This is a genomic window from Janibacter sp. Y6, from assembly GCF_040900765.1.
Taxonomy (GTDB): Bacteria; Actinomycetota; Actinomycetes; order Actinomycetales; family Dermatophilaceae; genus Marihabitans; species Marihabitans melonis.
This window is the reverse complement of record NZ_JAKLYZ010000003.1, coordinates 18,245-38,561: the sequence shown is the minus strand read 5'-3', so window position 1 is coordinate 38,561 and position 20,317 is coordinate 18,245. Positions and strand designations below refer to the sequence as shown.

Genomic DNA, 20,317 nt, shown 5'->3' with positions numbered 1-20,317 from the left:
GGCAACCGGGCCGGGCCGCCCCGAGCTGGGCGCCCTTAGGGGTGGAATCCCTCGGCGGCGTGGGCGTAGGCCGGCTTGATGGTGCCCTCGATGAGCTCGAGACGCTCGTCGAAGGGGAGGAAGGCGGACTTCATCGCGTTGGTCGTCACCCAGCGCAGGTCGTCCAGGCCCCAGCCGGCCTGCTCGACGAGCGCGGTCATCTCCTTGGTCATCGACGTGTCGGACATGAGCCGGTTGTCGGTGTTGAGGGTGACGCGGTAGCGCAGGCGGGCGAGCGCGGTGATCGGGTGGGCGGCGATGCTCGGCGCGGCCCCCGTCTGCACGTTGCTGTGGGGGCACATCTCGAGCGGCACCCGGGTGTCGCGCACGTACGCGGCGAGCCGGCCGAGACGCAACGAGGAGGGGTCCTCGACGGCAGCGCGGTTGGCCGCCTCCGGGTCGTCGGTGACCGTCCCGTCGCCGAGCGCGATGTCGTCGACGACGCGCACGCCGTGACCCAGACGGTCCGCGCCGCAGACCTGCAGCGCCTCCCAGATGGAGGGCAGCCCGAAGGCCTCGCCCGCGTGGATCGTGAAGTGGGCGTTGTGGGCCCTGAGGTGCTCGAAGGCGGCGAGGTGGCGGCTCGGCGGGAAGCCGGCCTCCGCTCCGGCGATGTCGAAGCCGGCGACGCCCTCGTCGCGGTAGCGCACGGCGAGCTCGGCGATCTCCAGCGAGCGCGCCGCGTGCCGCATCGCCGTGAGCAGCGAGCGTACGACGACCGGACGACCGGCGGCGGCGGCCTCGGCCTCACCGGCGCGCAGCCCGGCGTTGACGGCCTCGACGACCTCCTCGAGGGTCAGCCCGCGCTCGAGGTGCTGCTCGGGGGCGTAACGGGACTCGGCGTAGACGACGCCGTCGGCGGCCAGGTCGAGCACGCACTCCTTGGCGACCCGGAAGAGGTGCTCTCGGGTCTGCATGACGGCGACGGTGTGCTCGAAGGTCTCGAGGTAGCGGACGAGCGAGCCGGAGTCGGCGCTCGCGCGGAACCACTCGGCCAGACCCTCGACGGTGCCGTCGGTGACCGGCAGCTCGTGGCCGATCTCCGCGGCCAGCTCGAGGACGGTGGCGGGGCGCACGCCCCCGTCGAGGTGGTCGTGCAGGAGCACCTTGGGCAGCCCGTGGATGACCTCACGGGTCAGCGACGCGCTCATGCCTCGTCCTCGCGGTGCACCGAGCCGGGCCCGAAGGCCGGGGTGCAGATGGCGACGTACTCGGCGCCCTCGGGGCCCACGGAGTAGCGCACGCGGCGTCCGGCCGGCGTGCGGACCGACTGCCCGGCGTGCACCTCCACCCGGCCGCCGTCGTGCTCGACGACGACGGTCCCGGCGACGACGAGGGTGACCTCGTCGAAGTCCGGCGTCTGGGCGGGCTCCTCCCAGCCCGCCGGTGCCCTCATGTGGGCGACGGACATGCCCTCGTCCCCGGTGGCGACCCGGCCGACGTGCTCGGCGATGACCTTGCCGCCGGGCACGTCGATGACGGCCGGCTGCGTCGTGACGACGACCTCGCTCATCGGGTCACCCCGTCGGCGTCGACGCGGTCGAGGACGACGGACCCGCTCGCTGCGGCTGTGTCGCCGACTCGCCAGGCACCCGCGAGGGCCTCCTGGGCACGCGCGAAGCGCTCGGGGGTGTCGGTGTGCAAGGTGAGCAGGGGCTGCCCCGCGCGCACCTGGTCACCGGGCCGGGCGTGCAGCTCGACGCCGGCGCCGGCCTGCACCGGGTCCTCCTTGCGCGCGCGACCGGCGCCGAGGCGCCAGGCGGCCACGCCGACGGCGAGCGCGTCGAGCGACTCAAGGACGCCGTCGCGGTCGGCGACGACCTGCTCGGTCTCGCGGGCCCGCGGCAGCTCGGCCTGCGGGTCGCCGCCCTGGGCGGAGATCATCGCGCGCCACACGTCCATGGCGCGTCCGTCGGAGAGCGCGGCGCGGACCTCCGCCTCGTCCTGCGGGCGCCCCGCCCCGGCGAGCATCTCGACGGCGAGGGCGACGGTGAGGTCGACGACGTCGGCGGGACCGCCGCCGGCGAACACCTCGACGGACTCGCGCACCTCGAGCGCGTTGCCGGCCGTGAGGCCGAGCGGGGTCGACATGTCGGTGAGCAGCGCGACGGTGCGCACCCCGGCGTCGGTGCCGAGCGCGACCATCGTCTCGGCGAGCTCGCGGGCGTCCCCTTCGGTCTTCATGAAGGCGCCGCTGCCGACCTTGACGTCGAGGACGAGCGCCCCGGTGCCCTCGGCGATCTTCTTGCTCATGATCGAGCTGGCGATGAGCGGGATCGCCTCGACGGTGCCGGTGACGTCGCGCAGCGCGTAGAGCTCCTTGTCCGCAGGGGCCAGCCCGGACCCGGCCGCGCAGATCACCGCGCCGACCTCCTCGAGCTGACGCATCATCGCCTCGTTGGTGAGGTCGGCGCGCCAGCCGGGGATCGACTCGAGCTTGTCGAGCGTGCCCCCGGTGTGGCCCAGGCCGCGCCCGGAGAGCTGGGGCACGGCGACGCCGAAGACGGCGACGAGGGGGGCGAGCGGGAGGGTGATCTTGTCGCCGACTCCCCCGGTCGAGTGCTTGTCGGCCGTCGGGCGGGAGAGCCCGGCGAAGTCCATCCGCTCGCCCGAGGCGATCATCGCGCCGGTCCAGCGGCTGATCTCGCGGCGGCCCATGCCGTTGAGCAGGATCGCCATCGCGAGGGCGCTCATCTGCTCGTCGGCGACGACCCCGCGCGTGTAGGCGTCGACGACCCAGTCGATCTGCGCGTCGCTGAGCTCGGCGCGGTCCCGCTTGGCCCGGATGACGTCGACGACGTCGTGCTGCTCGGTCATGGCTCTCCCTTCGCGTCCCGACCCGTGCGGGCGGTGCGCTGGTCCTCGGCGCCCCGGGGCGCCCTGTCGTGCGGTGCAGGTGTGGTCAGGTCGCGCGCTGCGCGGCGGCCTCGAGGTCGGCGACGCCGAAGGCCTGCGGCAGCACCTGCACCATCGTCAGGTCGCCCTCGGGCGTGCGCAGGACGCACTGCTCGCCGCCGTGCTCCCACAGCAGCTGCCGGCAGCGGCCGCAGGGCATGAGGGTGGCCTCGTCGCCGCCGACGCACCACACGGCGAGCAGCCGGCCGCCGCCGCCGCGCACGAGGTCGCCGACCATGCCGCACTCGGCGCACAGGCCGACGCCGTAGGACGCGTTCTCGACGTTGCACCCGGAGACGACCCGCCCGTCGTCGACGAGCCCGGCGACGCCGACGGCGAAGCCGCTGTACGGCGCGTAGGCGCGACGCATCGCGGCGACGGCCTCCTCGTGCAGGCGCCCCCAGTCGACCTCGAGGGCCACTAGTGCCCCTCGCCGCGGCGGTAGATCATGCCGTCCGCCTTGGGCATCCGCAGCCGTTGGCTGGCGAAGGCGAGGACGAGCAGCGTCGTGAGGTGCGGGGCGAAGGGGGTGATGTCGGACGGCACCGAGTCGGTGACGAACCACAGCACGAAGACGACGGCGGCGACGACGACCGCGATGCCGCCCTGGACCATCCGGCCGTTGCGCAGGACCTGCCACAGGCCGACGGCGAGCAGCAGCATCGTGATGAGGAGCAGCAGCCCGTGCAGGGCGGTGCCGCCGCCGCGCAGCTGCAGCGCGTCCATGAAGCCGAAGAGACCGGAGCCGGAGAGCAGCCCGCCGGGCCGCCAGTTGCCGAAGATCATCGCCGCGAGACCGATATAGCCACGTCCGTCGACCTGCGACTCGCGGTAGATGTTCGTCGCGACCATCGACAGGAAGCCACCGCCGAGACCGGCGAGGGCGCCGGAGATGACGACGGCGACGTACTTGTGGAGGTAGACGTTGACACCGAGCGTCTCGGCGGCCACCGGCGACTCGCCGCAGCTGCGCACGCGCAGGCCGAAGGGGGTGCGCCACAGCACGTAGAAGGTGATGACGAAGAGGGCCAGGCCGATGACGGTGAGGACCGACAGACCGGTCGTCAGCGCCTTGAGGATCGCCGCGACCTCGGAGACGAAGAACCACCCCTTCGTCTCGACCGCCGACAAGGCGTCGCCGGCGCCCGGGATGCCGATCTTCGGCAGCTGTGGCAGGGGCGGCGACTGGACGTCGCTGCCGCCGTCGAGCTCGCCGAAGAAGCGGGCGGCCAGATAGCTGGCAGCCCCGACGGAGACGATGTTGAGGGCGACACCGGAGACGATGTGGTCGACGCCGAAGGTCACCGTCGCCAGGGCGTGGATGAGGCCCCCGACCGCGCCGCACAGGGCGGCGCCGACGATGCCCATCCACGGGCCGCCGTGGAGGGAGCCGAAGGCCCCGCCCCACGTGCCGAGGACCATCATCCCCTCGAGACCGATGTTGACGACGCCGGCCCGCTCGGACCACAGGCCGCCGAGACCGGCGAAGGCGATGGGCATGGCGAGCGCCAGCGCGGCGCTCAGGGTGCCCGAGGAGGCGATGTCGTTGCGGCCGGTGACGACGCGCACGACGGACAGGGCGAGGACGAGGGCGAGGGCCATCGCGCCCCAGGCCCACAGGGGCAGACGGCGCTTCCGGGTCGCCTCCGGGACGACCTCGGTGCCGACGCTGAGGTCGCTGCTCACGCTGCGGCTCCTTCGGGGACGGAGGATGCGTCGAGGTCGCGCGCCACCTGGCGCTGCTCCATCCGCCGCTCGACGCGGTGGACGACCTCGTAGGCGATGACGACGGCCAGGAGGATCGAGCCCTGGATGATGTAGACGAGGGCCGGCGAGACCTGAGCCTCGAGCTGCAGGCCGTCGGAGGCCTTCTCGAGCCAGGACCACAGCAGCGCGGCGAAGGCGATGCCGACCGGGTGGTTGCGCCCGAGGAGCGCGACGCCGATGCCGACGAAGCCGACGCCGTCCTGGAAGCTGCTGCCGTAGGCGTGGTCGGCGCCGAAGAAGGCCGGCATCCCGACGAGACCGGCGACGGCACCGGACAGGACGATGGAGATGAGCACCATCCGCTTGACCTTGACGCCCGAGGCGACAGCCGCCGACTCGGACTGCCCCGTCGCCCGCAGGTCGAAGCCGAAGCGGGTCTTGTTGATGACGAACCAGTACAGGAGGCCGACGACCAGGGCGAGGGCGACGAGGGTGTAGACCGTGTTCGCCGCGCCGGGCACGAGGGCGAAGCCGTCGAGCTGGTTGGACTCGGGGATCGGCGTCGTCGACCGGGCGTTGCTGCCCTCAGCGCGCTGGCCCCAGCTGCGCAGCCCCCAGCCGACGAGACCGGCCGAGATCGTGTTGAGCATGATCGTCGAGATGACCTCGGACACCCCACGGGTGACCTTGAGCCAGCCGGCGATGCCCGCCCAGATGCCGCCGGTCACCATCGCGACGAGCATCGCCACGACGATGTTGAGCCAGCTCGGGAGCCAGCCGTAGCCAGCGAAGATCGCGGCGGCGAAGGAGGCGATCCGGTACTGCCCGTCGACGCCGATGTTGAAGAGGTTCATCTTGAAGCCGATGGCGACGGCGACCGCGGCGATGTAGTACGTCGTCGCGCTGTTGATGATGTTGACCGTCGTGCGCGGTCGCGGCTCCTTGAGCAGCGTCGACCACACCTGGCCGACGGGGTCGCCCACGGCGAGCAGCACGAGGCTGGTGATGACGAAGGCGACGACGACGGCGAGCGCCGGTGCGGCCAGGGTGAGCGCCAGACGGCGCGGGTTGAGACTCATCGGGGCTCCTCGCCGGCTCCGGTCATGGCGCTGCCGAGCTCCTGGCTGGTGACGGTGTCGGGGTCGAAGGTGCCGGTCATGCGGCCGCGCAGGATGACCTGGATCGTGTCGGAGAGCCCGATGAGCTCCTCGAGGTCGGCGCTGATGAGGAGCACGGCGAGCCCCTCGCGACGGGCGGCGCGGATCTGGTCCCAGATCGCGGCCTGCGCGCCGACGTCGACGCCGCGGGTCGGGTGCGAGGCGACGAGCACCCGCGGGCTGTGGCTCATCTCGCGGCCGATGATGAGCTTCTGCTGGTTGCCGCCGGACAGCGAGCCGGAGGTGACGGTGATGCTCGGGGTGCGCACGTCGTACTCGCGCACGATCCGCTCGGTGTCCTTCTTCGCCGCGCGGGCGTCGACGAGACCGCGGCGAACGTTCGGTCGCTCGGTCTGGTGGCCGAGGACGCGGTTCTCCCACAGCGGCGAGTCCAGGAGCAGGCCATGGCGGTGGCGGTCCTCGGGGACGTAGCCGACGCCGGCCTCGCGGATCCGGCGCACGTCCCAGTCCGAGATGTCCTCGCCGCCGAGGTGCACCTGGCCGGAGGTGGGCTCGCGCATCCCCATGATGACCTCGACGAGCTCGGCCTGGCCGTTGCCCTCGACGCCGGCGATGCCGAGGACCTCGCCGGCGTGGATCTCGAGGTCGACGTCGTCGAGCAGCGCCCGGCCGGTGCCCGGGGCCCCGGCGAGGCTGACGCCGCGGCAGGACAGGACGACCTCGTCGGTGACCGTGGACTCCTCGGTCGCGGGGGTCGGCAGCTCGGACCCGACCATCATCTCGGCGAGCTCGCGCGAGGTGATCGAGCGCGGGTCGTCGACGGAGCCGACGGTGGTGCCGCGACGGATGACGGTGATCGCGTCGGCGACGGAGAGCACCTCGTCGAGCTTGTGGGAGATGAAGATGACGGCCAGGCCCTCGTTCTTCAGCTCGCGCAGGTTGTCGAAGAGCTCGTCGACCTCCTGGGGCACGAGGACGGCGGTCGGCTCGTCGAGGATGATCGTGCGCGCCCCGCGGTAGAGGACCTTGAGGATCTCGACGCGCTGGCGCGAGCCGACGCCGAGGTCCTCGACGAGGGCGTCGGGGTCGACGCCGAGGCCGTACTCGTCGCTGATCCGTCGGATCTCCGCCCGCGCCCGGCCGCCGATGCCGTGGAGCTTCTCCGCCCCGAGCACGACGTTCTCGAGCACGGTGAGGTTGTCGGCGAGCATGAAGTGCTGGAAGACCATGCCGATGCCGTGCTTGATGGCGTCGCTCGGCGAGCGCAGGTCGACCACCTGGCCGTCGACCTCGATGGTCCCCTCGTCGGGACGCTGCACGCCGTAGAGGATCTTCATGAGCGTGGACTTGCCCGCGCCGTTCTCGCCGACGACGGCGTGGACGGTGCCCCGGCGCACCGAGAAGGCGATGTCCTTGTTGGCCACCACGCCCGGGAAGCGCTTGGTGATGCCCTCGAGCCGGACCGCGACGTCGCCCGCTGCGGGCGCCGAGGGGGTCGGGCTGGTCGTCGTGGTGCTGATCGGGTGCCTCCTGATGACGAAGGGCCGCACGTGGGGTGGTCGTGGGCGGAGCAAGAGTAGCCGCTGCGTGGTGAGCGGACGGCCCGCCCCTCGCTGGTGCGCGAGGGGCGGGCCGGGTGCGTCAGGCGGGTCGCCCGACGGTGATCACTTGGTCGGGACCGTGACCTTGCCGTCGACGATCTCCTGCTTGTAGCCGTCGAGCTTGTCCTTGATGTCGTCGACCTTGCCACCGGTGGTCGAGTAGTCGACACCGCCGGCCTTGAGGTCGAAGACGATGTTGCCGGACTGCATGTCGCCCTCGGTCACGGCCTTGATGTGGTCGAAGACCGCGACGTCGACGTTCTTGACCATCGAGGTGAGGATGACGTCGCGGACGTCCTCCTCGGCGGTGAGCGCCTGGTCGGAGTCGACGCCGATCGCCATCTTCTTGGCGGCCTTGGCCGCCTTGAAGACGCCGGAGCCCGACCCGCCGGCGGCGTGGTAGACCACGTCGGCGCCGTTGTCGTACATGCCCTCGGCAGCGGTCTGGCCCTTGGCCGGGTCGGCGAAGCCGGAGCCGTCCTCGGCGAGGTACTTCGTGCTCACCTCGATGTCGGGGTTGACGGCCTTGGCGCCGGCCTCGAAGCCCGCCTGGAACTTGTTGATGAGCGGCACGTCGACACCGCCGATGAAGCCGACCTTGTTGCTCTTGGACTTCAGCGCCGCGGCGGCACCGACGAGGTAGGAGCCCTGCTCCTCCGCGAAGGTCAGCTGCGCGACGTTCTCGCCCGCGGAGTCCTCCGACGCGTCGTCGATGATCGCGAACTGGATGTCGGAGTTCTCCTTGGCGGCGCCGCCGACGGCCTTCGCGTAGATGTAGCCGACCGCGATGATGTCGGTGCAGCCGCTCTCGATGAGCTGGTTGAGGCGGTCCTCGCGGGCGGCGTCGTTCTCGCCCTGGGAGGCCTCGACCTCGGCGGTCTGGACCTTCAGCTCGTCCTTGGCCTTGTCCAGGCCCTTGGCGGCCGAGTCGTTGAAGGACTGGTCGCCGCGGCCGCCCACGTCGTAGGCCAGGCAGGCCTTGACGTCGGAACCGCTGCCGCCCTCGGCCGAGGTCGAGTCCCCGGTGGAGTCGGAGCCGCCGCAGGCGGCGAGGGACAGGGCGGCGACCGACGAGACCGCGGCAGCCTTGATCAGGGAGTGGCGCACAGTTGCTCTCCTTCGTCGAAACTCGTGCACTGACCGACAGGGGGCGGTCATCGGCGCCATGCTAGGTGCGGAACCTCACGAGCCCGACCGATCCGTCGAAACCGGCGGAGGTTGTTACCGAGTCGCGACGCAGGCGTGACCCGCGGGTGTCCTCAGTCCGGGTCCTCGACCCGGGTCCACTCCCCCGCCGCGGAGAGCGCGAGCAGCGCCGTCCCGGCGCGCACCGCGGCCTCGTCGACGACGAGGTCGCCCTGGTGCAGGTCGTACGTCGTGCCGCCCGGGGTGCGGGTGCCCAGGCGCGCCATCGCGCCGCTGCTCGCATGGATGAGCCAGCCGAAGTCCTCGCCGCCGAGCGACTGGGGGGTCGGCACCGGGCGCAGCCCCGCGGTCATCGCCGCCCGTCCGAGCGAGGCGACGGCGCGGGGGTCGTTGACGACCGGGGGCACACCGCGGACGTAGTCGACACGGGCGCGCACGCCGTACGGGTCGACGACCTCGTGGACGACCTGCGTGAGCAGCTCTTCCATGTCGTCCCACACCGCGACGTCGAGCATCCGCAGGGTGCCCTCCGCGTGACCGGTCGAGGGGATGACGTTGGCGGCGCCGCCTGCGTGGAGCTGGCCCCACACGAGCGCGACGCCCGAGCGCGGGTCCATCCGGCGCGAGAGGATCGCCGGCACCTCGGTGACGACCTTGGCCAGGGCGAAGGTGAGGTCCTCGGTGAGGTGGGGGCGCGAGGTGTGCCCGCCGCGTCCGCCGAGCGTGATCCGCACCTTGTCGGCGGCCGCCGTGAGCGGCCCCTCCTTGAGCCCGACCTCGCCGACGTCGATCGAGGGGTCGCAGTGCACCGCGTAGGCGATGTCGACACCCTCCATGACGCCGAGCTCGACGAAGCGCTCGGCACCGCCGGGCATCGCCTCCTCCGCGGGCTGGAAGACGAGCCGGACCCCGACGCGGCGCTCGGCCAGCTCGTCGGCGACGCTCGCCAGGGCCAGGCCGGCGCCGAGCAGGACCGTCGTGTGGACGTCGTGGCCGCAGGCGTGGCACACCCCGTCGACGGTCGAGGCCCAGTCCAGACCGGTCCGCTCGCGGATCGGCAGGGCGTCGATGTCACCGCGCAGGGCGACCCGTCGGGCCGGGTCCGGGTCCCCGAGGTCGACGACGACACCGGTCGGGCCGACGTCCTGGGGCACGAGCCCGCTCGCGGCCAGCCGCTCGCACAGACGCTGCGTCGTGCGGTGCTCGGCGAAGCCCAGCTCGGGGTGGGCGTGGAGGTCTCGCCGGAAGGTGAGGAGCTCGGGGACGAGGTCGTCGACGACACGCAGCAGCGTCGGGGCGAGAGGTGCGGTCATGTCGGCTCACCACCCTACTCGGGGTGTGCGCGACGCCTCGGCGACCCCGCCCGCCGTGGACACCCCTGTCACACGAGCTCGTCGCGGCCGGCGGCCTTGAGCGACTCGACGACGCGCTTGACGTCCTGCGCGCGGGCCCGGGTCGTCACGAGGAGGGCGTCGTCGGTCTCGACGACGACGATGTCGTGCACCCCGACGAGCGCGACCATCCGCCCCGACTCGCTGACGACGATGCCGCTGGAGTCGACGGACTGCACCTGCCCCGGGTCGCCGACGACCGTCGTCCCGTCGTGCGCGCCGGGCAGGATCCCCGACAACGACCCGAAGTCACCGATGTCGTCCCACCCGAAGGTGCCGGGCACGACGGCGACGAGGCCCTCGTCGGCGGCCGGCTCGGCCACGGCGTGGTCGATGGCGATCTTCTCCAGGTCCGGCCAGAGCTCGTCGAGCCGCGCCGGGTCGGCGGCGAGCGCACGGGCGCCCGTGGCGAGCTCGGGGTGCCAGCGGCCGAGCAGGTCGAGCAGGGTGCCCGCCCGCACGACGAACATGCCGGCGTTCCACCGGAACTCACCGGTGGCGAGGTAGCGGGCCGCACGCTCGGCGTCGGGCTTCTCGACGAACTGGCGCACCCGGCAGGCGGTGCTGAAGCCGCGCAGCGGGCGTCCGGTCTGGATGTACCCGAAGCCCGTCGCCGGGTAGGTGGGGTTGATGCCGATCGTCACGACGTAGCCCTCGCGCGCGACGTCGACCGCCTCGGCGACGGCACCGGCGAAGGCGCCCTCCCCGGTGATGACGTGGTCGGCGGCGAAGGACCCGAGCACGGCCTCGGGGTCGCGCGCCTCGAGGACCGCGGCCGCCCAGGCGATGGCCGCCATGGAGTCGCGCGGGCTGGGCTCGGCGAGGAGCTGGTCCGGCGCGAGGTCGGGCAGCTGCGCCGACACCGCCGCGGTGTGGGCGGCGCCGGTGACGACGACGACCCGCTGGCCGGCGAGGGGACGCAGCCGGTCGATCGTGGCCTGGAGGAGGGTGCGCCCGCTGCCGGTGAGGTCGTGGAGGAACTTCGGCGAGCCGGCCCTCGAGACCGGCCACAGCCGGGTGCCGGCACCGCCCGCGGGGACGACGGCCCAGAAGCCCGGGATCGGTCCGGTGGCGGTCTGCGGCTGCGCGTCCGGCATGGCGCCGGTCTCCTCGGTCATGGCCGCGACGGTACCGGCTCCCCCTTCGCCCCCCGGCGGCGCCGACACGTCACCCGCCCGTCACCCGACACCTCCCCCGACGTCACCCCCTGGGCGCGCACGCCGAGGACCGTGGTCGGCGTGAGAGTGGCGATCGCGACCGAGTCCTTCCTGCCGAGCCTCAACGGCGTGACGACGAGCGTGTGCCGGGTGAGCGAGGAGCTCGCCGCCCAGGGCCACGAGACCCTCGTCATCGCGCCGGGCCCGGGTCCGGCGACCTACGCGGGGCGGCCCGTGCACCGGCTGCCCGGTGTCACCGTCCGGGGCTTCCGGGCCGGGGTGCCGACGACGGCGGTACGACGAGCCCTCGACGACTTCGAGCCGGACGTGCTCCACCTCGCCTCGCCCTTCCTCGTCGGTGCCCGCGGCGTGCGCGACGCCGCGCTGACGCAGGTGCCGACCGTCGCGATCTACCAGACCGACATGCCCTCGTACGTCGAGCAGCACGGCCCGGGCGCGATCGGCCGCGGGGCCGGCTCCCTCGTCTGGCGGTGGCTGCGGCGCCTCCACGACCAGGTCGACCTCACCCTCGCCCCCTCCCGCCCCACCCTCGAGGAGCTGCGCGCGCACGGGATCCCGCGCACCGACCTGTGGGGTCGCGGCGTCGACACCCGGCTCTTCGCCCCGAGGTGGCGCGAGGAGGAGGGCACGCTCGCGCTGCGCCAGGCGCTGGCCCCCGGCGGCGAGGTGCTCCTCGGCTACGTCGGTCGGCTCGCCCCGGAGAAGGAGCTGCACCGGCTCGTCGAGCTGGCGCACCTGCCCGGCACCCGTCTCGTCCTCGTCGGCGAGGGGCCGAGCCGTAACGAGCTCGGGGCGCGGCTCAGCGAGGCGGTCGCGAGCAGCGGGCGTCGCCCCAACCTGCCGCCCGCCTTCCTCGGACCGCGCACCGGCGACGCCCTCGCCCGGGCCTACGCGGCGCTCGACGTCTTCGTGCACACGGGGACGAAGGAGACCTTCGGCCAGACCCTGCAGGAGGCGGCGGCGACCGGTCTGCCGGTCGTCGCCCCGGCCGCAGGCGGCCCGCTGGACCTCGTCGCCGACGGGGTGAGCGGTGCCCTGTACGACCCGGCGGTTCCGGGCGCCCTCCGGGCGGCCGCCGCGCCGCTCGTCGGCGACGCCTCGCTGCGCTCCCGGATGGGACGGGCCGGCGCCGAGCGCGTCGCGGACCGGTCGTGGTCGGCCCTCACCGGCCAGCTCGTCGGTCACTACGAGCGCGTGCTCGCCGGCTGACAGGAGAGGGTCAGGCCCCGGTGAGCGCGAAGTCGGCGACCGGGCGCCACACCGAGTCCTCGCCGTGCCGGTAGAGGTGGAAGTCGGCGACCTCGAAGCGGGCCTCGAAGTGCGCGAGCCCGTCGAAGGCCTCGTCGAGGTGGTGCTCGGCGACGGCGTGGGCGACGGTGACGTGCGGGTGGTAGGGGAAGTCGAGCTCGCGCTCGACGGGCCCTGAGCGCACGGCCTGCTCGAGCATCTCGCACCACGGGATGCCCGAGGCGACCTGGACGAAGACGACGGGGCTGATCGGGCGGAAGGTCCCTGTGCCGCGCAGCAGCATCTCGAAGGGGGCGAAGCGCTCGCCGACGAGCCGGAGGTGCTCCTCGAAGGCCGGCAGGGCCTCGTCCTCGACCTGCGTCGGGGGCAGCAGGGTCACGTGCGGCGGGATCGCGTAGGCGAGCGGGTCGCCGTAGTCCTCACGACGTGACTGCAGCTCGTCTCCCCAGGGCGGGGGGATGGAGATCGAGACGCCGTAGGTCGCCACCGCCCGGCCTCAGCGCTGCGCCGGGAGGACGCCGACCGCGTCGTACACGGCGTCACGGGTCGGACGGGCGATCTCGGTGGCCCGCGCGGCCCCCTTCGCGAGGATCCGGTCGAGCTCGGCCGGGTCGTCCATGAGCTCGGCCATCCGGGCCTGGAAGGGCTCGACCGCGGCGACGACCGCCTCGGCGACGGCCTTCTTGAGGTCGCCGTAGCCGCGCCCGGCGTACTCCGCGACGAGCTCGGCGACCGGCCGGCGCGACATCGCCGAGTGGATCGTCAGCAGGTTCGACACCCCGGCCTTGGTCTCGGGGTCGAAGCGGATCTCGCCGTCGGTGTCGGTGACGGCCGAGCGCACCTTCTTGGCCAGCCGGGCCGGCTCGTCGCTGAGCAGGAGCAGGCCCTTGTCCGGCGAGGTCGAGCCCGACATCTTGTTCTGCGGCTCCTGGAGGTCCATGATCCGCGCCGACTCCTTGAGGATGTACGGCTCGGGCACGGTGAAGGTCTGACCGAAGCGGGAGTTGAAGCGGGTCGCGAGATCGCGGGTGATCTCGAGGTGCTGGCGCTGGTCGTCGCCCACCGGCACGAAGTCGGGCCGGTAGAGCAGGATGTCGCTCGCCATGAGGACCGGGTAGGTGAAGAGCCCGACGTTGGCGTTCTGCCCCTTCGTCGTCTTGTCCTTGAACTGCGTCATCCGGCTCATCTCGCCGAAGCCGGTCTGGCAGGCGAGGATCCAGGCGACCTCGGTGTGCTCGCGCACGTGGCTCTGGCAGAAGATCGCCGAGCGCTCGGGGTCGACCCCGCCGGCGATGAACTGGGCGGCCGTCACCCGCGTGCGACGACGGATGACCTCGGGGTCGGTCGGCACGGTCTGCGCGTGGAGGTCCGCGACGAAGTAGAAGGCGTCGGTGCGCTCCTGCAGCTCGACCCAATTGACGAGCGCCCCGAGGTAGTTGCCGAGGTGGAGCGAGTCGCTCGTCGGCTGCATCCCTGACAGGGAGCGCGGCGGGGTGGCGGGAGTGGCGTCCGGCATGCGCTCATCATGTCAGGCCGCCCCCCGCGCACCGCCGCGGCTCCCGCCGGGTGGGTAGCGTCAGCGCGTGGACGTCGCCCAGAGCCTGCAGCAGCGCACCGGATCTCCCGCCGAGGGGGTGTGGTCGGCCCCCGGCCGGGTCAACCTCATCGGCGAGCACACCGACTACAACGACGGCCTGTGCCTGCCGATGGCGCTGCCGCTGCGCACGCGTGTCGCGGCCTCGCGTCGCGACGACGACCTCGTCGTCGCCTCGTCGGAGGGGTTCGGGCGGGTCGTCAGCACCTCGATCGGCGACGTCGGGCCGGGCCGGCCGAAGGGGTGGGCCGCCTACGTCCTCGGTGTCCTGTGGGCGCTGCGCGAGGCCGGTCACGACGTGCGTGGCCTCGAGCTGAGCATCGACTCCGACGTGCCCTCCGGCGCCGGGCTGTCGAGCTCGGCCGCCCTCGAGTGCGCGGTCGGCGCCGCCGCGAGCGACCTCTTCGACCTCGGGCTCCTCGGCTCCGACGAGCGCCGGGTCGAGCTCGCAGCGGCCTGCGTCCGCGCCGAGAACGACGTCGCGATGGCCGCCACCGGCGGCATGGACCAGGCGGTCGCGCTCCGCTCGCGCGAGGGCGCCCTGCTGCTCCTGGACTGCCAGGACGGCTCCGTCGAGCACGTGCGGGCCGAGCTCGACGGCCACGTCGTCCTCGTCACCGACACCCGCAGCCCGCACCAGCTCGTCGACGGGCAGTACGAGGCGCGGAGACGCGACTGCGAGGCCGCCGCCGCGGCGGCGGGCGTCGCGAGCCTGCGCGAGGTCGAGCCCGAGGACCTGCCCGCGCTGCTGGGTCGGGTCGACGAGGTCGTCGGCCGCCGAGCCCGGCACGTCGTCACGGAGAACGCCCGCGTGCGTCTCGTCGTCGACGCGCTGCGCTCCGGTGACCTCGACGCCGTCGGCGCCGCGCTGAGCGCCGGTCACGCCTCGCTGCGCGACGACTTCGAGGTGACCGTGCCCCATCTCGACGTGGCCGTCGAGGCGGCGGTCGCCGCCGGCGCGCTCGGCGCCCGGATGACGGGGGGCGGCTTCGGCGGCTCGACCGTCGCGCTCGTGCCCTCCGAGCTCGTCGAGCCGGTCCAGGCCCGCATCCGCGAGGACTACGTCTCCCGCGGGTGGGAGGAGCCGGCCTTCCACGTCGCCACCCCGTCCGGGCCGGCGACGCGGGAGGCCTGACTCCCCCCGGTCCCCCTGCTCTCCCCTTCCCCCGGGGTCCTAGTACGCCCCTCGGCCGCCGACGACGGCCTTGACGGTGCGCAGCAAGATCATCGCGTCCTGGGTGATCGACCAGTTGTCGGCGTAGTACAGGTCGAGCCGCACGGTGTCCTCCCACGACAGGTCGGAGCGGCCGGAGACCTGCCACAGGCCCGTCATCCCCGGGCGCACGCGCAGCCGCTGGACGATGTCTCCCTCGTAGGCGTCGACCTCCCGCGGCAGCGGGGGCCGGGGGCCGACGAGGCTCATGTGCCCGGCGAAGACGTTGAGCAGCTGGGGCAGCTCGTCGAGCGAGTAGCGACGCAGCACCCGACCGACGCGGGTGATCCGCGGGTCGGCCTTCATCTTGAAGAGGACCCCGCTGCCCTCGTTGCTCTCGGTGAGCCGCTGGAGCACGGCGTCCGCGTCCTGGCACATCGAGCGGAACTTGAAGCAGTCGAAGTGCTGCCCGGCGATGCCCACCCGGCGCTGCCGGAAGAGCACCGGGCCGCGGTCGTCGAGGACGATCGCGAGGGCGACGAGCAGCGTCACCGGCGACAGGAGCAGGAGCAGCAGGCCCGAGCCGACGACGTCGAAGATGCGCTTGCACACCCGCATCGGCAGGTCGCGCTGCGGCCGCTCGACGTGGACGAAGGGCAGACCGGCGACCGGTCGCACGTCGAGCCGCTGACGCGAGATGTCCGACAGCGAGGGCACGACGATCATCTGCACGTTGCGGGACTCGAGGTCCCACGCGGTGCGCCGGAAGTCGTCGGCGCACGGCAGGGCGCCGTCGGCGAAGACGATGGCGTCGACGTCGGTGCGCTCGAGGACCGCCGAGACCGCGGACGGGTCGCCGACGACCTCGACGCCGCCGAGGGTCTCCCCGCTCGGCGGGGGCGTCGGCGACAGGCCGCCGACGACCTCGTAGCCGAGCCACGACTCGCGGCGCAGGACCCGGGCGACGTCGTCGATGTGCCGGTCGGTGCCGGCGACGAGGACCCGGCTGCGGAAGTGACCGCGGACGTGCGCCCGCTGGATCGCCCGGCGCAGCGCGAGCCGGCCGACGAGCAGCAGCGTCGTGCCGATGCCGAAGAAGATGACGAAGAAGCCGCGCGAGAGCTCGGTCTGCACCATGTAGGCACCGATGCCGACGAAGGCCGCGGTCCCCAGCGACGCGGTGAGCACCCGCTGGTACTCCCACGAGCCGACCCCGGTGCGTCGTGGCGACTGCGCACCGAAGGCCCACAGGGCGAGCAGCCACAGCAGGCTGAGCTGGGGCGCCACCTCTCGGGGGAAGTCACCGAGCTGCTCGGTGACGCCGATCGACGCCAGCCACTGCGTCTGCGAGCGCAGCGCGAGAGCGGCCAGGGCGGCGATGCTGATCATCATGGTGTCGGCGGCGATCATCGCCGCGCGCGTCTTGACGAAGGCGTTGGTGCCCGCCCGAGGGACGGTCGTGCTCGCTGTGCCGGCCGGGGCGCTCGTGCGCCCCAGGACACCCAGGACGTCTGATCCGCCCTGGTCCAAGGTATGGCTCATCCAGGTCTCCCCACCCCACGTCGCCTGGTCAGACCCCCCTGACCATGAATGACGACCTCTGTGCTGGCGCGATCAGCGCCGTGCTCGCCACACTAGGGCGGGCGAGCAGACCCGCGCCGGTCTTTGCAATAATTTGGTCTACGTCATCCCCCGTAGCGGTCAAGGATCTGTTACCGCAAGCCCCCCCTCGGGGTGCAGCCGGGCGATCAGACCGCCCGCAGCCGCCGCTGCAGCGGGGCGGGGAGGGCGAAGAGCCAGCCCATCCGGGCCCGGCCCGCCAGCCACCAGATCCCCAGCGGCGCGAGGAGCCCGACGGCCGTGCCGACGACGAGGTGTGCGCCGTCGGTCTGCACGCCCTCGTCGACGAGGACGGCCCGCACGAGCACCCCGACGAGGATGTGCGCGAGGTAGATCTCCATGCTGCGCTGACCGACGAAGGCCAGCCAGCCCAGACCGGGCAGGCGGGCGAGCAGCGCGCTCGCCGCGAGCACGAGCACGAGGCCGCTCGTCGAGCCCAGGACGCCCCAGGCGAGCGGGATCGCCGAGCGGTCCGGGCTCGCCGCGGTCGGCATCGCGAAGTGGCCGACGGCGACGACGCCGAGGTACACCACGCCGGCCGCCAGCGCCACGAGGCCCAGCCGCAGGACCGTCGACCCGCTGACGAGGTCGACGACGCGGTCACCCCGGACGAGCACCCCCGCGACGAAGAAGGGCGTGAGCGCGAGCCCCTGGACGACCACGGCGTCGGGCTCCCAGCCCCACACGACGAGCGCGAGGGCTGCGGTGGCACCGAGCAGGGCGAGCCCGCGTCGCCGCGAGCGCCAGGGGTGGACGAGTGCGACGAGCATCGTGGCCGCGAGCAGCCACGGGAGGAACCACAGCTGCCCCTCGGGCCGCCACAGGCGCAGCAGCTCGACCGGCGAGGCGGCCGTGCTCGCGAAGGGGCCGCCGAGCACCCTCGACCCGCGCTGCAGCAGGGTCCACAGCAAGTAGAGCCAGACGAAGAGCGCGCCCCGCTCGGCGAGGTAGCGCGCCGCGCCCCGACGGCTCACCCCCCGCTCGACGAAGAGCCCGGCGAGGACGGCGAAGACGACGATGTGCACGAGGTAGAGCGCCGGCATGAGCGGCCCCTTCGCCCCCGTCTCGATGGCGTCGGACTGCCACACGCCGACGATGACGTGCGAGAGGACGATGAGGACGATGGAGATGCCGCGCGCGATGTCGACGGTGCGGTCGCGTCGCAGGCCGGCCGGGGGTCCCGTGGGGTAGGTGCTCGACATCGCCCGTCAGTATGGGGCACCCTGCGCGGCTCCTCCCACGGCCTGTCCAGGCCCGGGCGGACGGGTCGGCCCAGGCCGCCGCCGCGACAGGGCCGAACGCCCCGGCGGCCCGCGAGGGGTCCGTGGGAAGATCGGGACGAGCCACCCATCACGACCCCGACGGAGGAGTCACATGAGCACGTCCAAGATCGTCTGGACGCAGATCGACGAGGCGCCGGCGCTCGCCAGCTACTCGTTGCTGCCGATCGTCCAGGCCTTCACCAGGGGCACCGGAGTCGAGGTCGAGACGAGCGACATCTCCCTCTCCGGTCGCATCCTCGCGCAGTTCCCGGAGCGCCTGCAGGAGGACCAGCGGGTCGAGGACAACCTCGCGCGCCTCGGCGAGCTGACGCAGGACCCGTCCGCCAACATCATCAAGCTGCCGAACATCTCGGCGTCGGTCCCCCAGCTCAAGGCCGCGATCCGCGAGCTGCAGGGCCAGGGCTACGACATCCCCGACTACCCCTCCGACCCGAGCACCGACGAGGAGCGCGAGACCCAGTCCCGCTACGCGACCGTCCTGGGCTCTGCGGTCAACCCCGTGCTCCGCGAGGGCAACTCCGACCGCCGGGCGCCCCAGTCGGTGAAGAACTTCGCCAAGAAGCACCCGCACCGCCTCGGCCCGTGGACCGCCGAGAACAGGGCGCGCGTCGTCTCGATGAGCGAGGGCGACTTCTACGGCCACGAGCAGTCGGTCGTCATGACCGCCGACGACACGCTGACGATCACCCTCATGACCCCGCAGGGCGACACCGTGCTCAAGGACGGCGTCTCGGTGCTCGAGGGCGAGATCGTCGACGGCACCTTCATGTCCGTCTCCGCGCTGCGCGCCTTCTACGCCGAGCAGATCGAGGCCGCGAAGAGCGAGGACCTCCTGCTCTCGCTGCACCTCAAGGCGACGATGATGAAGGTCTCCGACCCGGTGCTCTTCGGGCACGCCGTCTCGGTGTGGCTCGGCGAGGTCATGGACACCCACGCCGACGCCTTCCGTGAGGCCGGCGTCAACCCCAACCTCGGCCTCGGCGCGCTGCACTCCTCCATCGAGTCGCTCCCGCAGGAGACGCAGGAGGCGATCCGCGCCGACATCGACGCCGTCTTCGCGCAGCGCCCCGCGCTCGCCATGGTCGACTCCGACAAGGGCATCACGAACCTCCACGTGCCGAGCGACGTCATCATCGACGCCTCGATGCCGGTCGTCATCCGCGACAGCGGTCAGATGTGGGACGCGAAGGGGGGTCAGCGCGAGACCCTCGCGATGGTCCCGGACCGCAGCTACGGCCCGATGTACCAGGCCGTCGTCGAGGAGCACAAGAAGAACGGCGCGCTCGACCCGGCGACGATCGGCTCGGTGCCCAACGTCGGTCTCATGGCCCAGAAGGCCGAGGAGTACGGCTCGCACCCGACGACCTTCGTCGTCCCCGCCGCCGGCACCGTGCGCGTCGCGACGGCCGACGGCACCGTGCTCATGGAGCACGAGGTCGAGACCGGTGACATCTGGCGGATGGCGCGCGTGCGCGACATCCCCGTCCAGGACTGGGTCAAGCTCGCCGTCACCCGTGCCCGCGCGAGCGGCGCCCCCGCGGTCTTCTACCTCGACGACGCGCGCGCGCACGACCGCAACGTCATCGCCAAGGTCGAGCGCTACCTGCTCGACCACGACACCGAGGGCCTCGAGATCGTCGTGCTCCCCCCGGTGGAGGCCATCACGTACTGCCTCGAGCAGATCCGGGCCGGCAAGGACGCGATCTCGGTCACCGGCAACGTCCTGCGCGACTACCTCACCGACCTCTTCCCGATCCTCGAGCTCGGCACGAGCGCGAAGATGCTCTCGGTCGTGCCGCTGCTCAACGGCGGCGGGCTCTTCGAGACCGGTGCGGGCGGCTCGGCCCCGAAGCACGTCCAGCAGTTCGTCAAGGAGAACTACCTGCGCTGGGACAGCCTCGGCGAGTTCTCCGCGCTCGGCGCCTCGCTCGAGCACCTCGCGACGACGCAGGACAACGCCAAGGCGCAGGTCCTCGCCGACACGCTCGACCAGGCCATCGCGACCTTCCTCGACGAGAACAAGTCGCCGGCGCGCAAGCTCGGCAGCATCGACAACCGCGGCAGCCACTACTACCTCGCCCTGTACTGGGCGCGGGCCCTGGCCGCCCAGGACGCCGACGCCGAGCTGCGCGAGCGCTTCGCCCCGGTCGCGCAGGCGTTGGGCGACGGTGAGGAGCAGATCACCTCCGAGCTCATCGGCGCGCAGGGCGAGCCGGTCGACCTCGGCGGGTACTACCGCCCCGACCCGCAGCGCGCGAGCGCCGCGATGCGTCCGAGCCCGACGCTCAACGCGGTCGTCGACGGGATGTGACCCGCACGCCCATCCGGACGGCGGGTCTGCGAC

At 72.7% G+C, this 20,317-nt stretch carries 17 protein-coding genes; 3 read left to right on the top strand and 14 right to left on the bottom strand.

Annotation, left to right across the window (positions count from 1 at the left end; genetic code table 11):
* Nucleotides 1-35: 35 nt before the first annotated feature.
* From L6241_RS07765 to L6241_RS07720, 10 genes are all read right to left on the bottom strand, one after another.
* Nucleotides 36-1,190 (bottom strand): adenosine deaminase, encoded by a 1,155-nt coding sequence (locus tag L6241_RS07765; RefSeq protein WP_368245633.1) that lies wholly within the window; start codon nt 1,188-1,190, stop codon nt 36-38.
* Entirely contained in the window at nt 1,187-1,552 is a 366-nt protein-coding gene (locus L6241_RS07760; protein WP_123091160.1) for a cupin domain-containing protein, read from the bottom strand. Before L6241_RS07760 ends, L6241_RS07765 begins: the two co-directional genes overlap by 4 nt.
* Nucleotides 1,549-2,856 (bottom strand): thymidine phosphorylase, encoded by a 1,308-nt coding sequence (locus L6241_RS07755; protein WP_368245632.1) that lies wholly within the window; start codon nt 2,854-2,856, stop codon nt 1,549-1,551. Before L6241_RS07755 ends, L6241_RS07760 begins: the two co-directional genes overlap by 4 nt.
* Nucleotides 2,857-2,941: 85 nt before the next feature.
* Complete coding sequence (locus L6241_RS07750; protein ID WP_368245631.1) at nt 2,942-3,355, bottom strand: cytidine deaminase; 414 nt, start codon at nt 3,353-3,355, stop codon at nt 2,942-2,944.
* Nucleotides 3,355-4,620, bottom strand: a complete 1,266-nt coding sequence (locus L6241_RS07745) for an ABC transporter permease (protein WP_368245630.1) — start codon at nt 4,618-4,620, stop codon at nt 3,355-3,357. The genes L6241_RS07750 and L6241_RS07745 overlap by 1 nt, the downstream gene beginning before the upstream one ends.
* Nucleotides 4,617-5,720: an ABC transporter permease gene (locus tag L6241_RS07740; protein WP_251718640.1), complete on the bottom strand. Its 1,104-nt coding sequence runs from the start codon at nt 5,718-5,720 to the stop codon at nt 4,617-4,619. The genes L6241_RS07745 and L6241_RS07740 overlap by 4 nt, the downstream gene beginning before the upstream one ends.
* Nucleotides 5,717-7,309: an ABC transporter ATP-binding protein gene (locus L6241_RS07735; RefSeq protein ID WP_368245629.1), complete on the bottom strand. Its 1,593-nt coding sequence runs from the start codon at nt 7,307-7,309 to the stop codon at nt 5,717-5,719. The genes L6241_RS07740 and L6241_RS07735 overlap by 4 nt, the downstream gene beginning before the upstream one ends.
* A gap of 114 nt (nt 7,310-7,423) precedes the next feature.
* Nucleotides 7,424-8,467, bottom strand: coding sequence for a BMP family protein (locus L6241_RS07730; RefSeq protein ID WP_368245628.1), 1,044 nt, complete (start codon nt 8,465-8,467; stop codon nt 7,424-7,426).
* Nucleotides 8,468-8,619: 152 nt separating this feature from the next.
* The gene (locus L6241_RS07725) at nt 8,620-9,819 is read right to left on the bottom strand and encodes an amidohydrolase (protein WP_368245627.1); all 1,200 of its coding nucleotides are present in this window, start codon (nt 9,817-9,819) and stop codon (nt 8,620-8,622) included.
* 68 nt (nt 9,820-9,887) lie between these two features.
* The gene (locus L6241_RS07720) at nt 9,888-10,994 is read right to left on the bottom strand and encodes a mannose-1-phosphate guanylyltransferase (protein ID WP_368246063.1); all 1,107 of its coding nucleotides are present in this window, start codon (nt 10,992-10,994) and stop codon (nt 9,888-9,890) included.
* A 141-nt stretch (nt 10,995-11,135) separates the two neighbouring features.
* Here L6241_RS07720 and L6241_RS07715 point away from each other — a divergent pair, with 141 nt between their 5' ends.
* On the top strand, nt 11,136-12,284 hold the full coding sequence (locus L6241_RS07715) for a glycosyltransferase family 4 protein (RefSeq protein WP_368245626.1): 1,149 nt from the start codon (nt 11,136-11,138) through the stop codon (nt 12,282-12,284).
* A 10-nt stretch (nt 12,285-12,294) separates the two neighbouring features.
* On the opposite strand, the gene L6241_RS07710 is transcribed toward L6241_RS07715, so the two are convergent.
* The gene (locus L6241_RS07710) at nt 12,295-12,810 is read right to left on the bottom strand and encodes a 2'-5' RNA ligase family protein (protein ID WP_368245625.1); all 516 of its coding nucleotides are present in this window, start codon (nt 12,808-12,810) and stop codon (nt 12,295-12,297) included.
* A 9-nt stretch (nt 12,811-12,819) separates the two neighbouring features.
* A complete protein-coding gene (gene trpS, locus L6241_RS07705) occupies nt 12,820-13,839 on the bottom strand; it encodes a tryptophan--tRNA ligase (RefSeq protein ID WP_368245624.1) in 1,020 nt (339 codons plus the stop codon).
* Nucleotides 13,840-13,906: 67 nt separating this feature from the next.
* Between trpS and galK the strand changes: the two genes are divergently transcribed.
* The gene (galK, locus tag L6241_RS07700; RefSeq protein WP_368245623.1) at nt 13,907-15,052 is read left to right on the top strand and encodes a galactokinase; all 1,146 of its coding nucleotides are present in this window, start codon (nt 13,907-13,909) and stop codon (nt 15,050-15,052) included.
* A gap of 39 nt (nt 15,053-15,091) precedes the next feature.
* On the opposite strand, the gene L6241_RS07695 is transcribed toward galK, so the two are convergent.
* Both L6241_RS07695 and L6241_RS07690 read right to left on the bottom strand, forming a co-directional pair.
* Nucleotides 15,092-16,612, bottom strand: a complete 1,521-nt coding sequence (locus L6241_RS07695; RefSeq protein ID WP_368245622.1) for a sugar transferase — start codon at nt 16,610-16,612, stop codon at nt 15,092-15,094.
* A 206-nt stretch (nt 16,613-16,818) separates the two neighbouring features.
* Entirely contained in the window at nt 16,819-17,892 is a 1,074-nt protein-coding gene (locus tag L6241_RS07690) for an acyltransferase family protein (RefSeq protein WP_368245621.1), read from the bottom strand.
* Between the two features lie 172 nt (nt 17,893-18,064).
* Here L6241_RS07690 and L6241_RS07685 point away from each other — a divergent pair, with 172 nt between their 5' ends.
* Entirely contained in the window at nt 18,065-20,284 is a 2,220-nt protein-coding gene (locus L6241_RS07685) for an NADP-dependent isocitrate dehydrogenase (RefSeq protein WP_368245620.1), read from the top strand.
* The last annotated feature ends 33 nt before the right edge of the window (nt 20,285-20,317 follow it).